Raw genomic sequence first — 15,236 nt, 5'->3', positions numbered from 1 at the left:
GTTCTTCGGCGCCGCGCGCAACATCGAGGAAGGCGGCAGCCTGACCATCATCGCCACCACGCTGGTCGAGACCGGCTCGCGCATGGACGATGTGATCTACGAGGAATTCAAGGGCACCGGTAACATGGAAATCCACCTCGAGCGCAAGATCGCCGAGCGGCGGATTTTCCCGGCCATCAACATCAACCGCTCCGGCACGCGCCGCGAGGAGTTGCTGATGAAGCCGGACGAGGTGCAGAAGGTGTGGATCCTGCGCCGCCTGCTGGCCTCCATGGACGAGGTGGCGGCCATGGAGTTCCTGCTCGAGCGCCTGCGCAACACCAAGAGCAACACCGAATTCTTCGCTTCCATGAAGGCCTGAGGCCTTTCCCGTCAACTCCTTCCCGTCGAGGATCCGACCCGTGAAGACGCCCGTTCGTATCGCTGTCACCGGCTGTGCCGGCCAGATCGGCTATGCCCTGCTGTTCCGCATCGCCGCCGGCGACATGCTTGGCCCCGACCAGCCGGTCATCCTGCAGATGATCGAAGTGCCGCAGGCGCTCAAGGCGCTCGAGGGCGTGGTCATGGAACTGCGCGACTGCGCCTTCCCGCTGCTGACGGACATCGTCGCCACCGACGACGTCAACGTCGGTTTCAAGGATGCGGACTACGCCATCTTGGTCGGTGCCCGTCCGCGCGGCCCGGGCATGGAGCGCAAGGACCTGCTGGAGGCCAACGGCGCCATCTTCACCGTGCAGGGCAAGGCGCTGAACGATCACGCCTCGCGCGACGTCAAGGTGCTGGTGGTCGGCAACCCGGCCAACACCAACGCGCTGATCGCCAGCCGCAGCGCGCCCGACCTGGACCCGCGCCAGTTCACGGCCATGACGCGCCTGGATCACAACCGCGCCATCAGCCAGCTGGCCGCCAGGACCGGCGCCGCGGTGCCGTCCATCCGTCGCATGACGGTCTGGGGCAACCACTCCTCCACCCAGTACCCGGACGTCTCGCACGCGCTGGTCGATGGCCGCCCGGCATCGGAGCTGGTCGACCAGGCCTGGCTCGAGAGCGACTTCATTCCCACCGTGCAGCAGCGTGGCGCCGCCATCATCGCCGCCCGTGGCGCGTCGAGCGCCGCCTCGGCCGCCTCGGCCGCCATCGACCACATGCGCACCTGGGCGCTGGGCACCGCCGACGGCGACTGGACCAGCATGGCCATCCCGAGCGACGGCAGCTACGGCGTGCCCGAGGGCATCATCTATTCGTATCCGGTGACCTGCCGCGATGGCCGGTACGAGATCGTGCAGAACCTGCCGGTCGACGACTTCAGCCGCGCGCGCATGGACGCCACCGCCAAGGAACTGCTCGAGGAGCGCGCGGCGGTGCAACACCTGCTGTGACTTGCCTGGCGGGCCGCTTTGTCCTATCCTCCGCGGCCCGCCGAGCGCCCAACCGAACCGAAGACAGCGCCATGAAAGCCGACATTCACCCCAAGTACGAAACCGTCTCTGTCACCTGCAGTTGCGGCAACACCTTCGAGACCCGCTCGGCGCTGGGCAAGCCCGAGTTGCAGCTGGACGTGTGCTCCAGCTGCCATCCGTTCTACACCGGCAAGCAGAAGATCGGCGATCGCCGCGGCCGCGTGGAGCGCTTCAACCGGCGTTACGGCAGGGCTTGATGCCCGGCCGGCTCGCCGGTCCGCTACACAAAGGGCGCCTTCGGGCGCCTTTTGTGTTTCTGGCGGCGCTGCTCGCCTGTGGTCTTGCCGGTGCCGCCTGCCACCCGCCGGGCCCGCTCGAGCGGGCCCGTGTGTCCTTTCACTACGACGGCGACACGCTGCGCCTGGCCGACGGTCGCCGGGTGCGCCTGCTCGGCATCGATACGCCGGAAATGAACTACCACGACGGCGAGCCTCAGCCGCTGGCCGAGCAGGCGAAGGCGCGCGTGGCACAGCTGCTGCCCCGGGGCGGGACGGTGCAGCTGGCACGCGACCGGCAACCGCACGACCGCTTCGGTCGCGCGCTCGCCCATGCCTTTCGGGCCGACGGCACGAGTGTCGAGGAAACCCTGCTGCGCGAGGGGCTGGCTGTGGTGTTCATACTGCCGCCGAACGTCGCGCTGGCGGACTGCCTGCTGGCGGCCGAGCGCGAGGCGCGGCGGGCGAAACGCGGCCTGTGGCTGTTGCCGGACTACCAGGTGCAACCGGCCGGCAAGGTGCCGGCGGACGGCCGCTGGCGGCGCGTGCGCGGGCGTGTCACCAGCGCCCAGCGACGCGATGACTGGGTGCTGCTGAAGCTCGACCGGCGCGTGCAGCTGCGTGTTGCGCGACGGGACTGGGCGGCGTTTGCGCCGGCCGATCCGGGTGCCTGGCGTGGTCGGGAGGTGGTCGCCCGCGGCAAACTGAAGTCCCGCTACGGCCGGCCGCAGATGAGGCTGTGGCACCCGGCGCAGATCGAGGTGTCCAAGTGAGTACCATGCGAACGTTCACTGCCTTGACCTGCCTGCTGTTGCTTGCCGCCTGCGCCACCAATCCGGTCACCGGCCGGCGCGAGGTGGCGCTGATGTCCGAGCGGCAGGAGATCGCCATCGGGCGCGACATGCACCCGAAGCTGTTGCAGGCCTACGGTGAGTATGCCGACCCGGCGCTGCAGGCCTATGTGCAGGGCATCGGTGACCGGCTGGCGGCGGTCAGTCACCGCTCGAACCTGATCTACCGCTTCACGGTGGTCGATTCCGACCAGGTCAACGCCTTTGCGCTGCCGGGCGGCTACATCTACATCACCCGTGGCCTGCTGGCCTACCTCGGCAGCGAGGCGGAACTGGCCGGCGTGCTGGGGCACGAGATCGGTCACGTCACGGCCCGCCATGCGGTGCGCCAGTACACCGCCGCCACCGCCGCACAGCTGGGCATGACGCTCGGCGGCATCTTCGTGCCCGGCATGGGCAGCAACGTGGCGCAGAACGTCATGGGCGTGCTGGGCCAGGCCCTGCTCAGCGGCTATGGACGCGAGCATGAACTCGAATCCGACGGTCTGGGTGCGCAGTACCTGGCGCAGGCCGGCTACGACCCGCAGGCGATCCTGGGCGTGTTGCGGGCGTTGAAGGCGCAGGGAGACTACGCCACCGCGCGGGCCACGGCGGAGGGTCGTGAACCGCAGACCTATCACGGCCTGTTTGCCACCCATCCGGACGAGGACACGCGCCTGAAGGAAGTGCTCGCCAAGGCGTCGTTCCTGGCGCCGGACACGCCGGCGGACGATGGCCGCATGGCCTACCTGCGGCGCATCGACGGCCTGGTCTATGGCGACAGCGCCGAGCAGGGCATCCGGCGCGAGAACCGCTTCTATCACCGCGATCTCGATTTCGCGTTGGCGTTTCCTGCCGGCTGGCGGCTGGACAACCGGCCCGATCGCCTGCTCGCCATCGCCCCCGGCGGTACCGCCCAGGCACAGCTGACCAGTCAGGACCTGAACCAGCGCATCACGCCGCGCGAGTTCATGATCCAGCGCCTGGGTATCCGCAATCCGTCGGGCGAGGAGATTGCCCCGGCCGGTTTGCCCGGCTACAGCGCGCCGCTCAAGCTGCAGGGGCGGCCAGGCCGCGTGAGCGTCATCTTCCATCGCAAGCAGGCGTACATCCTGGCCAGCGCGGCCCTGGACGGCGCCGATCCGGCGGCGGTGGATGCCGCCATGCGCCAGGCTGCGCTGTCCTTCCATCCGCTGCGCGAGGACGAGAAGCCCCTGGCCGAGCCGCTGCGGCTGCGGCTGTACACCGCAAAGGCCGGCGACCGCTTTGCCGGCCTGGCGCGCGCGTCACGCCTGACCGGCGATGCCGAGGCGCAGTTGCGGCTGCTGAACGGTGCCTACCCGACCGGCGAGCCGGTGGCCGGGCAGGTACTCAAGCGCGTGAAGTGATGTTTCGGCGTGGCGAGCACGGCGCCGGCACGGTGTCGCGATCGTGCCCGGTTCATGCTGTCGCGGTGTAGCAGGCGCTGCGCATGGACATCTTGCCGTCGTACCCGGTGCTCGCCGATGCGGTGCTGGCAGTCCACGTGGCGATCGTGGCGTTCGTCGTGCTCGGCCTGGTCGCCGTCCCGATCGGCAACGCCGCCGGCTGGGCATGGGTGGACAACCGCCGGTTTCGGGTGCTGCACGTCCTGGTGGTGGGCGTGGTGGTGGTGCAGGCCTGGCTGGGGCGCTACTGCGGTCTCACGCTGCTGGAGTCGTGGTTGCGCCGGCAGGCGGGGCAAGCGCCGTATGACAGCAGTTTTGTCGGCTACTGGATGGCACGGCTTCTCTATTACGAGGTGCCGATAGGGGTGTTCGCGGTCGTGTACACCGTGTTCGGCCTGCTGGTGGCCTGGGCCTGGTGGCGGTTTCCGCCCCGCGCCGGGCGCGGCCGCTGACACGGCACCGGCTGGGCGCCGTCAGTCCGCGCTGCCCGACACGCTGACGGTGATGCGTCGGCGCTGCGGGAGGCGCCGAAATTCGGCCAGATAAATGCCTTGCCAGGTGCCCAGGTCACAGCGCCCGCCGGTCACCGGCACGGTCAGCGTGCAGCCGCCCAGCACGGCCTTCAGGTGCGCCGGCATGTCGTCCGGCCCTTCGGTGTCGTGCTCGTAGGCGTGGCGGTCCGCCGGCGCCAGCCGGTCCAGCCAGCGCAGCAGGTCGCGGTGGACGGACGGGTCGGCGTTCTCGGTGATGAGCAGGCCGGCGCTGGTGTGGTGCAGGAACAGGTGGCACAGGCCGGTCATCACGCCGCTGCGTGCCACCGCCGCCTGCACGGCGTCGGTGAGGTCGTGCAGGCCGGGGCCGGGGCCGGCATGCTGCAGGTGTTCCTGGTGCAGGGTGTTCAGCGGATGTCTCCTGTGGCGCTGCCGGGCATCGGGTTCACCGTGACCGCCGGCCGGACCGGCGGCGGGGCCTTGGATAGAATGCCCGGCCCGTGCCGGGACGCGAACCCGCGTCGTGCCGTACCGTCCAACAGTTTTGAAGTGAGCATGAATCTCGAACGCCAGATCGAACGCCTGAACCCGCCGCAGCGCGAGGCCGTCACCGTGCCCGGCCAGACCGCGCTGGTGGTGGCCGGTGCCGGCAGCGGCAAGACCCGTGTACTGACCCACCGCATCGCCTGGCTGATCGATGTCGAGCGTGCGGCGCCGGCCGAGATCCTGGCGGTTACCTTCACCAACAAGGCGGCAGCCGAAATGCGCGAGCGTATCGGCGAGCTGGTGGCCGTGTCGCCGCGGGCCTTGTGGGTCGGCACCTTTCACGGCATCGCGCATCGTCTGCTGCGCGCGCACTGGCGCGAGGCGGGTCTGCCGGAGACGTTCCAGATTCTGGATTCGGACGACCAGCAGCGGTTGATCAAGCGGCTGATGCGCGAGCTGGGTGACGACAGCCTGAAGCCGGCTGCGGTGGCGTCCTTCATCAACGCCCGCAAGGACGAGGGTCAGCGCGCCCGTCACGTCGACACCCAGGGCTTCGCCGACCGGGCCCTGCTGGCCGAGCTGTACCGCCGCTACGAGGCCGCCTGCGAGCGCGGTGGCATGGTCGACTTCGGCGAACTGCTGCTGCGCAGCAACGAGCTGTGGGTGCAGCAGCCGGCCCTGCGCGATCACTACCGGCGTCGTTTCCGGCACATCCTGGTGGACGAGTTCCAGGACACCAACACCCTGCAGTACGCCTGGCTGCGCAACCTGGCCGGCCCCGACAGCAGCCTGTTCGCCGTCGGCGACGACGACCAGTCCATCTACGGCTGGCGCGGCGCCAAGGTGGAGAACATGCGCGAGTTCGAGCGTCACTTCCCGGCGGTCAAGGTGATCCGCCTGGAGCAGAACTACCGCTCCACCGGCACCATTCTGGCCGCCGCCAACGCGCTGATTGCCAACAACCGCGAGCGCCTGGGCAAGAACCTGTGGTCCGATGCCGGCCAGGGCGAGCCGATCCGGCTCTACGCCGCCTACAACGAGCAGGACGAGGCGCGTTTCGTGGTCGAACAGATCGAGGCCTGGGCGGCGGCCGGCAACCCGCGTTCCGAGGTGGCCATCCTGTACCGCTCGAACGCCCAGTCGCGCGCCTTCGAGGAACAACTGATGGCGCGCCGCATCAAGTACCGGGTGTACGGCGGCCAGCGCTTTTTCGACCGTGCCGAGATCCGCGACGCACTGGCCTACCTGCGCCTGATCGCCAACCCGGCCGACGACACCGCCTTCGAGCGGGTGGTCAACCAGCCGCCGCGCGGCATCGGCGACAAGACACTCGACACCCTGCGCAGCGAGGCGCGGGCCAGCGGCCTGCCGCTGTGGCAGGTGATGACGCGCCTGCTGGAAGGCGGTGGCCTGGCGGCACGGGCGGCCTCGGCGCTGGGCGGGTTTGCCCGGCTGATCGGCGAGTTGCGCGCCGCCTGTCAGGGCCAGCCGCTGATGGATCAGGCCACCGTGGCCGTGCACGGCAGCGGCCTGAAGGACCACTACGCCAAGGATCCGGACGGCCGCGGCGAGGGTCGGGTGGAGAACCTGGACGAGCTGGTCAACGCCGCCAGCCTGTTCGTCAACGAGGACGAGGATCTCGACGCGCTGACGGCGTTCCTGAGCCATGCCGCGCTCGAGGCCGGCGACGCCCAGGGCGATGCCGGCGCCGACTGTGTGCAGCTGATGACGCTGCACTCCGCCAAGGGGCTCGAATTCCGCCAGGTGTTCCTGGTCGGTGTCGAGGAGGGCCTGTTCCCGAGCCAGCGCTCCATCGACGATCCGGCCCGGCTGGAGGAGGAGCGTCGCCTGTGCTACGTCGGCCTCACGCGCGCCCGTGAGCGGCTGTTCGTGAGCTATGCCGAGAGCCGGCGCATCCACGGCGAGACGCGGCCGGCCATGGCCTCGCGCTTCATCGAGGAAATCCCGGCCGAGCACCTGACCGAGGTACGCCTGCGCGGTACCGTCGACCGGCCGGTGAGCGCCCGCGCCACCCCCGGCGCCGGTCGCGGCGGTTTCGGCGGCTACGGCAACGGCAGCTGGCGCGGCGAACGGCGGGCCGGCCGCCATGACGACACCCGTCCCGCCGCCCCGGCGGCGCCGCGGCGTGTCAGTGACTGGGCCGAGCCGCCCAAGGCCGGGCCGGCCGGCGACAGCGGGCTGGTGGTCGGCCAGCGGGTGCGGCACGGCAAGTTCGGCGAGGGCGTGATCACCGACGTCGAGGGCCAGGGCCCGCGCACCCGCGTGCAGGTCAAGTTCGCCCGCGCCGGCAGCAAGTGGCTGATGCTCGACATGGCGGGCCTGACACCGGCTTGAATGAGCTCAGTGGCGCCGGTGCAGCGCCACGATCAATGTCGGTGTCAGTCCCGCGAATGTCCGGTACAGGCCCTGTGGCATGGCGCCGAGAAGGCGGGATACCGGACGCGACACGTGCAGGTGATAGGCGGTGGGCCGGCGCAGGATGCGCGGCGCGAAGTCCTCGACCTCGAACAGCCCGCCGCACAGGGTAAGCAGGCGGCGCCGACCGAGCAGATGCAGCGGTTCGGTGAAACGTCCCATGCGGCGCAGCGCTCGCTCGAACAGCGGTTCCGGCAGCCAGTGCAGGCACCACACCCGGTAGTGGACTTCCCAGGGCCACAGCCGGTTGGGCGTGGCAAGGTAGGCCCAGCCGCCGGGCCGCAGCACCCGTGCCAGCTCGCGCACATGGCTGGCGGCATCGTCGAGGTGTTCGATGACGTGGTTGGACACCGCGAGGTCGAAGCTCCCGTCGGCAAAGGGCAGGGTGGTGCCGGCGCGCAGGTATCGGTAGCCGCGACGCTGCACACGTTGGTCGCATGGATCGACGCTCACCACCTCGCAGTACTCACCGAGCAGCTGGGCGATTTCCCCACTGCCGGTGCCGACGTCCAGCAGGCGTTGCCCGGTGATGTCGGAACCGCTTGCCTGCTCCAGAACGGTGCGGATCTTGCGCGCCTTGGCCGCGCGCCCGTCGTTGACCACGAAGCCCGGGCGGACCGTATTCATGCCAGCGCGCGTTGCAGGCGGGCGATCGCCTCGGCGATACGTTCGTGCGAGGTGGTGTAGGCAAAGCGCAGGTGGCTGTGCGCGGTGTGGCTGCCGAAGTCGAGGCCGGGGGTGGTCGCCACGCCGGTCTGCTGCAGCAGGCGCAGTGAAAAGTCGAAGCTGTCATCGGCGAACTGCCGGCAGCCGGCGTAGATGTAGAACGCGCCCTGCGGGGTGACGGGGATGTCGAAGCCCATCGCCCGCAGTGCCGGCAGCAGCAGGTCGCGGCGGGTGCGAAACGCGTCGCGCCGTTCGTCGAGCAGGCTCAGCGTGTCCGGCTCGAAGGCGGCCAGGGCGGCGAACTGCGCCGGGGTGGGCGGTGCGATGAACAGGTTCTGCGCCAGCTTTTCCACCGGCCGCAGCAGTGCGTCCGGCACCACCAGCCAGCCCAGGCGCCAGCCGGTCATGCCGAAGTACTTGGAAAAGCTGTTGACCACCAGCGCCTGCGGATCGCAGGCCAGGGCGGAGCAGGTGTCGGCCTCGTAGACCAGGCCGTGGTAGATCTCGTCGGCGATCAGCGCCACCCCACGCTCGCGCAGCAGGGCGGCGATACGGGTCAGTTCGCCGCGGCTGATGACGGCGCCGGTGGGGTTGGCCGGCGAGGCCAGCAGCACCGCCCGCGTGCGCGGCGTGAGGGCGGCTTCGATCTGTTCGGCGGTCGGCTGCCAGCCGCTTTCCGGGCCGGTTGGCAGCGTCACCGGCGTGCCGCCGGCGAGCAGCACGAAGTGCCGGTTGCACGGATAGCCGGGATCGGTCAGCAGCACTTCGTCGCCCGGGCCGACCAGTGCCCACAGCGCCAGTTGCAGCGCGCCGGAGGCGCCCACGGTTACCACCACCTGGCGCGGCTCGACGGCGATGGCGTGGCGACTGCCGTAGAAGCCGGCGATCGCCTCGCGCAGTGCCGGCAGGCCGAGCGCCAGCGTGTAATGCGTTTGTCCGTCGCGCAGCGCCCGCACGCCGGCCTCGACGATGGGCTCGGCCGTGTCGAAGTCCGGCTCGCCCACTTCCATGTGCACCACGTCGTGCCCGGCCGCCGCCGCGGCGGCGGCGTGGCCCATCACTTCCAAGACGTGAAACGGAGCGATGCCCGCCATGCGGGCGGCGGGGCGGAAGCGGTCGGTCATCGGGCGCGTGGCGGGTGGTGGATAGCGCCGGGCAGTCTAGCAGCCGGCGTTAAAATGCCCGCCATGTCGGATCCATCCACCACTCTGGCCACCACGCTGGTCGATACCCTCGACGCGCTGCTGCCGCAGACCCAGTGCGGGCGCTGCGGCTATGACGCCTGCCGGCCGTACGCGCAGGCGCTGGCGGCGGGTGCCTGTGACCTGAACCGCTGTCCGCCCGGAGGGGAGCGGACCGTGGCGGCTTTGGCGGCGGTGCTGGGGCGCCCAGAGCAGGCACTGGATCCGGCCTGCGGATCGGCGCCGCCGCCGCAGCGCGCGTGGATCGACCCCGAGGTGTGCATCGGCTGCACCAAGTGCATCCGGGCCTGTCCGGTGGATGCCATCGTCGGTGCCGGCAAACGCCTGCACGGGGTGATCGCCGACGAGTGCAACGGCTGCGCCCTGTGTGTGGCGCCGTGCCCGGTCGACTGCATTCACCTGCTGCCGCAGCCCCCGGACAGCGACGCCGTTCACGCCCGGCGCGCCGCCGTCAACCGTCGCCGTCATCAGGCTCGCCAGCGGCGCCGGGTGCCGCCGGTACCCGCGCCGACGCCGGTGCACGACGGCCCGTCGTCGGACGTGCAGGAAGCGCTGCGCCGCGCCCGTGAACTGCTGGCGGCACGCGGCGCATGAACGCCACCAAACGTCGTGCCCTGTTCGAGCGCCTGCGCGAGGCCATGCCGGCGCCGACCACCGAGCTGCACTACCGTTCGCCGTTCGAACTGCTGGTGGCCGTCATCCTGTCGGCGCAGGCCACCGACAAGAGCGTGAACCTGGCCACCGCCACCCTGTTCGCCGCTGCCGACACGCCGCAGGCCATGCTGGCCCTGGGCGTGGAAGGGGTGACGGCGCACGTGCGGCGCATCGGGCTTTTCAACAGCAAGGCGCAGAACATCATCAAGACCTGCCGCCTGCTGGTCGAACAGTACGACGGCCAGGTGCCGCGCGACCGCGCCGCACTGGAGGCGCTGCCGGGTGTCGGTCGCAAGACCGCCAACGTGGTGCTGAACACCGCCTTCGGTGAGCCGACCATCGCCGTCGACACGCATATCTTCCGTGTTGCCAATCGCACCGGCCTGGCACCGGGCAAGACCGTGCGGCAGGTGGAGGACCGGCTGCTGAAGGTGACGCCGGCCGAATTCCGGCACGATGCGCACCACTGGCTGATCCTGCACGGCCGCTACACCTGCATGGCGCGCAAGCCACGCTGCGGCGCGTGCCGCCTGGCCGACCTGTGCGAATGGCCGGACAAGGCCGCTGCCGTGGCGGCGGCCGCCGACAAGCCGCAGGCCGCCTGATGTTCGGTCAGGACCGCGACAGCCTGCGCCGTGCCTTTGCCGAGGCCTGGCGGCGCCATTGCGAGGGGTTGCCGCTGGACCTTCAGCAGCAGCGCATTGCCGACGTGCTGGCCCTGCATCCGGAGTACCAGGCGTTCGTGTTGTCGCCGGACGCGCTGGCGCAGGAGTTCGACGGCAGCGACGGGCGCACCAATCCCTACCTGCACATGGGCCTGCACCTGGCCGTGCGCGAGCAGCTGGCCACCCGCCTGCCGCCGGAGGCGGTGCAGGCGCGTGCCCGCCTGGCGCGTCGCCTGGGCGACGCGCACGCCGCCGAGCACCGGCTCATCGACTGCCTGGCGCAGGCGCTGTGGCAGGCACAGCGTGCCGGCCGTGAGCCGGACATGGACGCCTACCGCGAGGCGCTGCGGACGCTGTAGCTGCGCTGGCCGGCCCCCCGGAAGCGGGAACGGTGACTGCTAAACTGCGCGCCGTTCCGGCCACCGGGCAACGCACCGGCGCGTCTCGCGCCGTGGCGGCCGGAACCCTCCGGGGGCGGCAGCGGCCGCATGCCCCAGCAGACCGACCGGACCGACCGCCGATGAACGCACCTTCCCCTGCCTCCCCGGACCGCTTCGCACTGGACGACATGCGTCGCATCGTCGCCGACCTGTTCGCCTACCGGCCGGGCCTGTACTGGCTCGACTTCTGCCTGAGCGCCGGCCTGGGCTACGTCCTGGCGCTGGTCTACCTGACCGGCAGCGGGCCTGTGGCGGTGCAGGCGCTGGCCTTTGTCGGCGCCGGCGTGCTGCTGTTTCGTGCCGGCACCTTCATGCACGAGATCGTGCACATGAACGGCCAGGCCATGCCCGGCTTCAGGCTGTTCTGGAACCTCACCTACGGCATTCCGCTGCTGATGCCGTCGCTGATGTACCGAAACCACCTGGATCATCACAACATCAACCGTTTCGGCACGCCGCAGGATGGCGAGTACCTGCCGCTGGGCAGCGCCCCGGCGGCCGAGACCGTGAAGTACCTGCTGCAGGTGCCGATCCTGCCGGCACTGGCGGTGCTGCGCTTTCTGGTGGTGACGCCGCTGTCCTACCTGCACCCGGGTCTGCGGCGCTGGGTGATGCGCCGGGTGTCGTCCTACGGCAGCAACCCGTACTACCAGCGCGAGCTGCCGGCGGACGAGCCGATGGCGCTGTGGGCGTTGCAGGAGTGGGCCTGTTTCGCCTGGCTGGCAGGCCTGGCGACCTTGTTCGTGACCGGTGTGCTGCCGTGGGCGGTGCTGGGCAAGGTGTACCTGCTGATGACCTTCGCCGTTGGGCTGAACTGGGTGCGCAACCTCGCCGCCCACAAGTACGTCAACACCGGCGCGCGCATGAGCTACCAGGGGCAGCTCGAGGACTCGATCAACATCACCGGCCAGACCTGGCTGACCGCATTGCTGTTCCCGGTGGGGCTGCGCTACCACGCCCTGCACCACCTGTTCCCGGCCATGCCCTACCACGCCATGGGCGAGGCGCACCGCCGCTTGATGGCGCAGCTGCCGGCCGATGCCTCGTACCGCATGACCGATTGCCCGAACTTCTTCGCCGCCGTGTCGCAGCTGTGGCACGGCGCCCGGCGCAGCGTCGGCAACACCGACCTGATGCAGTCCTGGCGCCGGCTCGGCGCGCGCGGTGCTTGACCCGGCCACGGTCGGCGTCCTGAGCAACCCGGCCGGCCGGCACAACGCGCGTGGCGGGCTGAAGGCGGTCGAGGCGGTGCTGGCCACGGCGCCGGCGGTGTCGCACCGCCTGGCGCGCGAGCCACGGGCCATCGAGACGGCGCTGGCCGAACTGGCCGCCGCCGGCGTTCGCCACCTGGCGGTCAACGGCGGTGACGGCACCGTCCAGGCGGTATTGACGGCGCTGGCGCTGCGCTCGCCGTTCGTCACCCCGCCACGGCTGCTGCTGCTGGCCGGCGGCACCACCAACATGAGCGCCCATGACATCGGCAGCCACGGCCGGCCGGCCGCGCTGCTGCGTGCGTTGCTGGCCGACCGGCTGGCGGTGACGCTGCGCCGGGTGTTGACGGTGCGCCAGGCGGACGGCACGGCCCGCTGCGGCTTTTTCCTGACCGCCGGCGGGTTGCCGCAGGCGGTGCGCGACTGCCGGGCGTTTCGCGAACACGCCCGCCTGCCCGGCCTGCGCAGCGCGCTGGGCACCGCGCTGTGGGTGAGCGGTCGCCTGGTGCGCCTGGTGGCGGGCCGCGCGCCGTTCGCGCCGCAGGCCATCGAGTGGCGCACCGACGGCGCGCTGCAGCACAGCGATGCCCTGGTGCTGGCGGCCACCACACATCAACGCCTGGCCTTGGGGCTGCGGCCGTGGTGGGGCGCCGGCGCGGGGCCGATCAACATCACCGCCATCAGCCGCCCGGCCCGGCGTCTGGCGCTGGCCCTGCCGGGCGTGCTGCGCGGCCGCCCGCCGGCCTGGGCGGGCGTCGACGCCGGCTATGCCAGCTGCCGGGCCGACACGCTGGAACTGACCGCGGCCGGCGGCCATGCACTGGACGGCGAGGACTATCTGTCGCCTCCCGCCACCCGGCTGCGCATCGACGCCGGGCCGGTGTTCGAGTTCCTGCGGCCGTGAACGCCGGGGCCGTGCTGACATCCACGGTAGGCGAACTGCTGGAGGTCCCGGCCCCGCCCGGCGCCCTGGCGCTGGCGCAGGCGCTGCGCCGGCGGCATGGCGACGCCGTGGCGGCGGTGCTGTTCTATGGCTCCAACTTTCGCCGCGGCGACGACCGCGAGGGCTTGCTGGACCTGTATGTGCTGGTCGACGACGCGCGGGCGGCACTGGGCAGCCGCCTGTCGGCCTGGGCCTGCCGCCGCTTGCCGCCGAACGTCTACTACCTGGAGCTGCCCGGCGACGGTCAGCGGCTGCGCTGCAAGTACGCGGTGGTCGAAACGGCCGCCTTCGCGCGTCACATGACGGCCCGGCAAAGTTACTTCTGGGGCCGCTTCGGCCAGGCCAGCGGCCTGCTGTACGCGCGTGACGCCGCGGCGCGGGAGCGGGTGACGGACGCCCTGACGCAGGCCGTGTGCACGCTGCTGGGCCGTGCCCTGCCCCTGCTGGACAGCCCGTTCGACGAGACCGCCTGGTGGCGCACGGCGCTGACGGCCTGCTACCGCGCCGAGCTGCGCCCGGAGCGGCCGGGTGCGGTGCAGGCGCTGGTGGACGCCCTGGCGCCGTGGCGCGGACGGCTGACGCCGCTGGTGGCGGCGACGCTGCAGGACGTGGAGCCGTGTCCGGGGGGCTATCGCGCCACGCTCGGTGCCGCGCGCCGTCGGGCCGGGCGCGCGGCCTGGGTCGGGCGGCGCCTGCTGGGCAAGACGCTCAACGTGGCGCGGCTGCTGAAGGCGGCGTTTACCTTCGCCGGCGGTGTCGACTACCTGCTGTGGAAGGTGGAGCGGCATTCGGGCGTGCGCGTGGAGCCGACGCCGTTCCTGCGCCGCCATCCACTGCTGGGCATCTGGGGCGTGGCCTGGCGCCTATGGCGCCGCGGCGGTTTCCGCTGACGCGGGCAGGCCGGTGCCAGGGCTGCGCCCGGCGCCGGCCACGGGCACGCTCAGCGGGCGAACCAGCGCACCGCCAGGCTGTCGGCCGGAATCTCGCGCCCGACCTGCAGCAGCCAGGACACCAGCGCGCCACGCCGCCGTTCGGCCAGCGCCATGCGCACCCGCGCCCACAGCAGCACGGTGGACAGCACCGTCCAGCCGGCCACCAGCCACAGCCCCAGCGCCGGCGCGCCGAGCAGCGCGCACACGGTGAGCATCAGCAGGTTCGGGTTGCGGCGGGCGGTGACCAGCCGGTTGAAGGAGTCGAACGGCCGCCACACGAACAGCGAGAACTTGGCGCACAGCACCTGGAACGCGCCCTCGGCCAGGCGTCCGCCGACGTAGCCGGTCACGATCACCCAGATCAGCGCCTGCGCCGGCAGGCTGCCCTCCGGCACGCCGAGCGCCCAGGCGGCATACCAGAACGGGGGGTGGATGAGGTCGATGCCGTGGTCGAGGATGTCGCCGAAGCGGCTCGACTTGACGGTGACCCGCGCCAGCTTGCCGTCGACCGTGTCGAGGAAGGTCATCAGCCAGGCGCACACCAGGCCCGGCAGCCACCAGCCGCCCCAGAACGCGAAGCCGGCGGCGACGGTCAGCACCAGGCCGGTCAGCGTGACCTGGTTGGGGGTGATGCCACGGCGGGCACACACGCCGGTGACCTGTCGCGCCGGACGTGGCCACCACCACTTGGTGATGAAGTCGGTGACGCCCTTGTAGGCGGTGCCGAACAGGCGTTGCTCGAGCGCCGGCCGCTCGGCCTCGGTCACCGGCAGCACGTAGGGCGTGGAGCGCTTGCGCAGGCGTTCCTGGTAGGCGCTTGCCAGGCTTTCGGGCGTCTCGATGCGGTACCCGTCGGCCGGTGTCTGGCCGGCCAGCACGGCGCTGGCCGGCGCCGCCTGCGCGGCCGGGGCGTGCAGGGCCACCAGCGGCCCGTCGGCGGTGGCGCGAAGGGCGACGCCCGGTGTTTCCAGCAGGGCCGCGACCACACGCTCGTCGAACAGGTAATCGGCGCGCAGGTACAGCAGGTCGCGCCCGGTGGGCGCTGTGGCGTGTTCGTCGTGCAGCTCGACGCCGAGCTTGCCCAGCACGCGCCGCAGCCGCTCGCGCCCGTCGATTCCCCACAGGCGCACGGGCGCCTGGCCGACCAGAATTGCCAGCGGTTTCACCTTGACTGCATC

General features: G+C 71.1%; 16 protein-coding genes and 1 pseudogene. 13 read left to right on the top strand and 4 right to left on the bottom strand.

Annotated elements, in window-relative coordinates; genetic code table 11:
* The 6 genes and pseudogenes from rho to ABYX71_RS05665 form a co-directional block, all read left to right on the top strand.
* Positions 1-361 (top strand): annotated as a pseudogene (gene rho, locus ABYX71_RS05690) (transcription termination factor Rho); the annotation flags it as partial.
* A 40-nt stretch (positions 362-401) separates the two neighbouring features.
* Complete coding sequence (locus tag ABYX71_RS05685; protein WP_372695536.1) at positions 402-1,379, top strand: malate dehydrogenase; 978 nt, start codon at positions 402-404, stop codon at positions 1,377-1,379.
* A 71-nt stretch (positions 1,380-1,450) separates the two neighbouring features.
* The gene (rpmE, locus tag ABYX71_RS05680) at positions 1,451-1,657 is read left to right on the top strand and encodes a 50S ribosomal protein L31 (protein WP_372695535.1); all 207 of its coding nucleotides are present in this window, start codon (positions 1,451-1,453) and stop codon (positions 1,655-1,657) included.
* A 53-nt stretch (positions 1,658-1,710) separates the two neighbouring features.
* Positions 1,711-2,448, top strand: a complete 738-nt coding sequence (locus ABYX71_RS05675) for a thermonuclease family protein (protein ID WP_372695534.1) — start codon at positions 1,711-1,713, stop codon at positions 2,446-2,448.
* A gap of 5 nt (positions 2,449-2,453) precedes the next feature.
* A complete protein-coding gene (locus ABYX71_RS05670) occupies positions 2,454-3,893 on the top strand; it encodes a M48 family metalloprotease (RefSeq protein ID WP_372695533.1) in 1,440 nt (479 codons plus the stop codon).
* A gap of 83 nt (positions 3,894-3,976) precedes the next feature.
* The gene (locus ABYX71_RS05665; RefSeq protein ID WP_372695532.1) at positions 3,977-4,384 is read left to right on the top strand and encodes a DUF2784 domain-containing protein; all 408 of its coding nucleotides are present in this window, start codon (positions 3,977-3,979) and stop codon (positions 4,382-4,384) included.
* Between the two features lie 21 nt (positions 4,385-4,405).
* Here ABYX71_RS05665 and ABYX71_RS05660 read toward each other — a convergent pair whose 3' ends face one another.
* Complete coding sequence (locus ABYX71_RS05660) at positions 4,406-4,783, bottom strand: secondary thiamine-phosphate synthase enzyme YjbQ (protein WP_372695537.1); 378 nt, start codon at positions 4,781-4,783, stop codon at positions 4,406-4,408.
* Between the two features lie 195 nt (positions 4,784-4,978).
* On the opposite strand from ABYX71_RS05660, the gene uvrD reads away from it, so the two are divergent.
* On the top strand, positions 4,979-7,264 hold the full coding sequence (gene uvrD, locus ABYX71_RS05655; protein ID WP_372695531.1) for a DNA helicase II: 2,286 nt from the start codon (positions 4,979-4,981) through the stop codon (positions 7,262-7,264).
* A 6-nt stretch (positions 7,265-7,270) separates the two neighbouring features.
* On the opposite strand, the gene ABYX71_RS05650 is transcribed toward uvrD, so the two are convergent.
* Together ABYX71_RS05650 and ABYX71_RS05645 are read right to left on the bottom strand one after the other, a co-directional pair.
* Entirely contained in the window at positions 7,271-7,972 is a 702-nt protein-coding gene (locus tag ABYX71_RS05650) for a class I SAM-dependent methyltransferase (protein WP_372695530.1), read from the bottom strand.
* The gene (locus ABYX71_RS05645; RefSeq protein ID WP_372695529.1) at positions 7,969-9,135 is read right to left on the bottom strand and encodes a pyridoxal phosphate-dependent aminotransferase; all 1,167 of its coding nucleotides are present in this window, start codon (positions 9,133-9,135) and stop codon (positions 7,969-7,971) included. The genes ABYX71_RS05650 and ABYX71_RS05645 overlap by 4 nt, the downstream gene beginning before the upstream one ends.
* A gap of 54 nt (positions 9,136-9,189) precedes the next feature.
* On the opposite strand from ABYX71_RS05645, the gene ABYX71_RS05640 reads away from it, so the two are divergent.
* The 6 genes from ABYX71_RS05640 (at position 9,190) to ABYX71_RS05615 (ending at position 14,016) form a co-directional block, all read left to right on the top strand.
* Positions 9,190-9,807 (top strand): RnfABCDGE type electron transport complex subunit B, encoded by a 618-nt coding sequence (locus ABYX71_RS05640; protein ID WP_372695528.1) that lies wholly within the window; start codon positions 9,190-9,192, stop codon positions 9,805-9,807.
* Complete coding sequence (nth, locus tag ABYX71_RS05635) at positions 9,804-10,472, top strand: endonuclease III (RefSeq protein ID WP_372695527.1); 669 nt, start codon at positions 9,804-9,806, stop codon at positions 10,470-10,472. The genes ABYX71_RS05640 and nth overlap by 4 nt, the downstream gene beginning before the upstream one ends.
* Entirely contained in the window at positions 10,472-10,891 is a 420-nt protein-coding gene (locus ABYX71_RS05630) for a DUF1841 family protein (RefSeq protein ID WP_372695526.1), read from the top strand. The genes nth and ABYX71_RS05630 overlap by 1 nt, the downstream gene beginning before the upstream one ends.
* A gap of 161 nt (positions 10,892-11,052) precedes the next feature.
* On the top strand, positions 11,053-12,144 hold the full coding sequence (locus ABYX71_RS05625) for a fatty acid desaturase (RefSeq protein WP_372695525.1): 1,092 nt from the start codon (positions 11,053-11,055) through the stop codon (positions 12,142-12,144).
* Entirely contained in the window at positions 12,137-13,087 is a 951-nt protein-coding gene (locus ABYX71_RS05620) for a diacylglycerol kinase family protein (protein WP_372695524.1), read from the top strand. The genes ABYX71_RS05625 and ABYX71_RS05620 overlap by 8 nt, the downstream gene beginning before the upstream one ends.
* The gene (locus ABYX71_RS05615) at positions 13,084-14,016 is read left to right on the top strand and encodes a hypothetical protein (protein WP_372695523.1); all 933 of its coding nucleotides are present in this window, start codon (positions 13,084-13,086) and stop codon (positions 14,014-14,016) included. Before ABYX71_RS05620 ends, ABYX71_RS05615 begins: the two co-directional genes overlap by 4 nt.
* Before the next feature lie 50 nt (positions 14,017-14,066).
* On the opposite strand, the gene ABYX71_RS05610 is transcribed toward ABYX71_RS05615, so the two are convergent.
* Positions 14,067-15,236 (bottom strand): CDP-alcohol phosphatidyltransferase family protein (locus ABYX71_RS05610; protein WP_372695522.1); only part of this gene is annotated, 1,170 nt, incomplete at its 5' end.

This window comes from Immundisolibacter sp., from assembly GCF_041625615.1.
Taxonomy (GTDB): Bacteria; Pseudomonadota; Gammaproteobacteria; order Immundisolibacterales; family Immundisolibacteraceae; genus Immundisolibacter.
The sequence above is the reverse complement of the archived record's forward strand: the minus strand, read 5'-3'. Positions and strand labels throughout refer to the sequence as shown.

Excerpts from the sequence above, each read along its gene's own strand:
- rpmE (WP_372695535.1), top strand. The coding sequence starts at position 1,451 with ATGAAAGCCGACATTCACCCCAAGTACGAAACCGTCTCTGTCACCTGC.
- ABYX71_RS05625 (WP_372695525.1), top strand. The coding sequence starts at position 11,053 with ATGAACGCACCTTCCCCTGCCTCCCCGGACCGCTTCGCACTGGACGAC.
- ABYX71_RS05640 (WP_372695528.1), top strand. The coding sequence starts at position 9,190 with ATGCCCGCCATGTCGGATCCATCCACCACTCTGGCCACCACGCTGGTC.
- uvrD (WP_372695531.1), top strand. The coding sequence starts at position 4,979 with ATGAATCTCGAACGCCAGATCGAACGCCTGAACCCGCCGCAGCGCGAG.
- ABYX71_RS05650 (WP_372695530.1), bottom strand. The coding sequence starts at position 7,972 with ATGAATACGGTCCGCCCGGGCTTCGTGGTCAACGACGGGCGCGCGGCC.
- ABYX71_RS05630 (WP_372695526.1), top strand. The coding sequence starts at position 10,472 with ATGTTCGGTCAGGACCGCGACAGCCTGCGCCGTGCCTTTGCCGAGGCC.
- ABYX71_RS05645 (WP_372695529.1), bottom strand. The coding sequence starts at position 9,135 with ATGACCGACCGCTTCCGCCCCGCCGCCCGCATGGCGGGCATCGCTCCG.
- ABYX71_RS05670 (WP_372695533.1), top strand. The coding sequence starts at position 2,454 with ATGCGAACGTTCACTGCCTTGACCTGCCTGCTGTTGCTTGCCGCCTGC.
- ABYX71_RS05665 (WP_372695532.1), top strand. The coding sequence starts at position 3,977 with ATGGACATCTTGCCGTCGTACCCGGTGCTCGCCGATGCGGTGCTGGCA.
- nth (WP_372695527.1), top strand. The coding sequence starts at position 9,804 with ATGAACGCCACCAAACGTCGTGCCCTGTTCGAGCGCCTGCGCGAGGCC.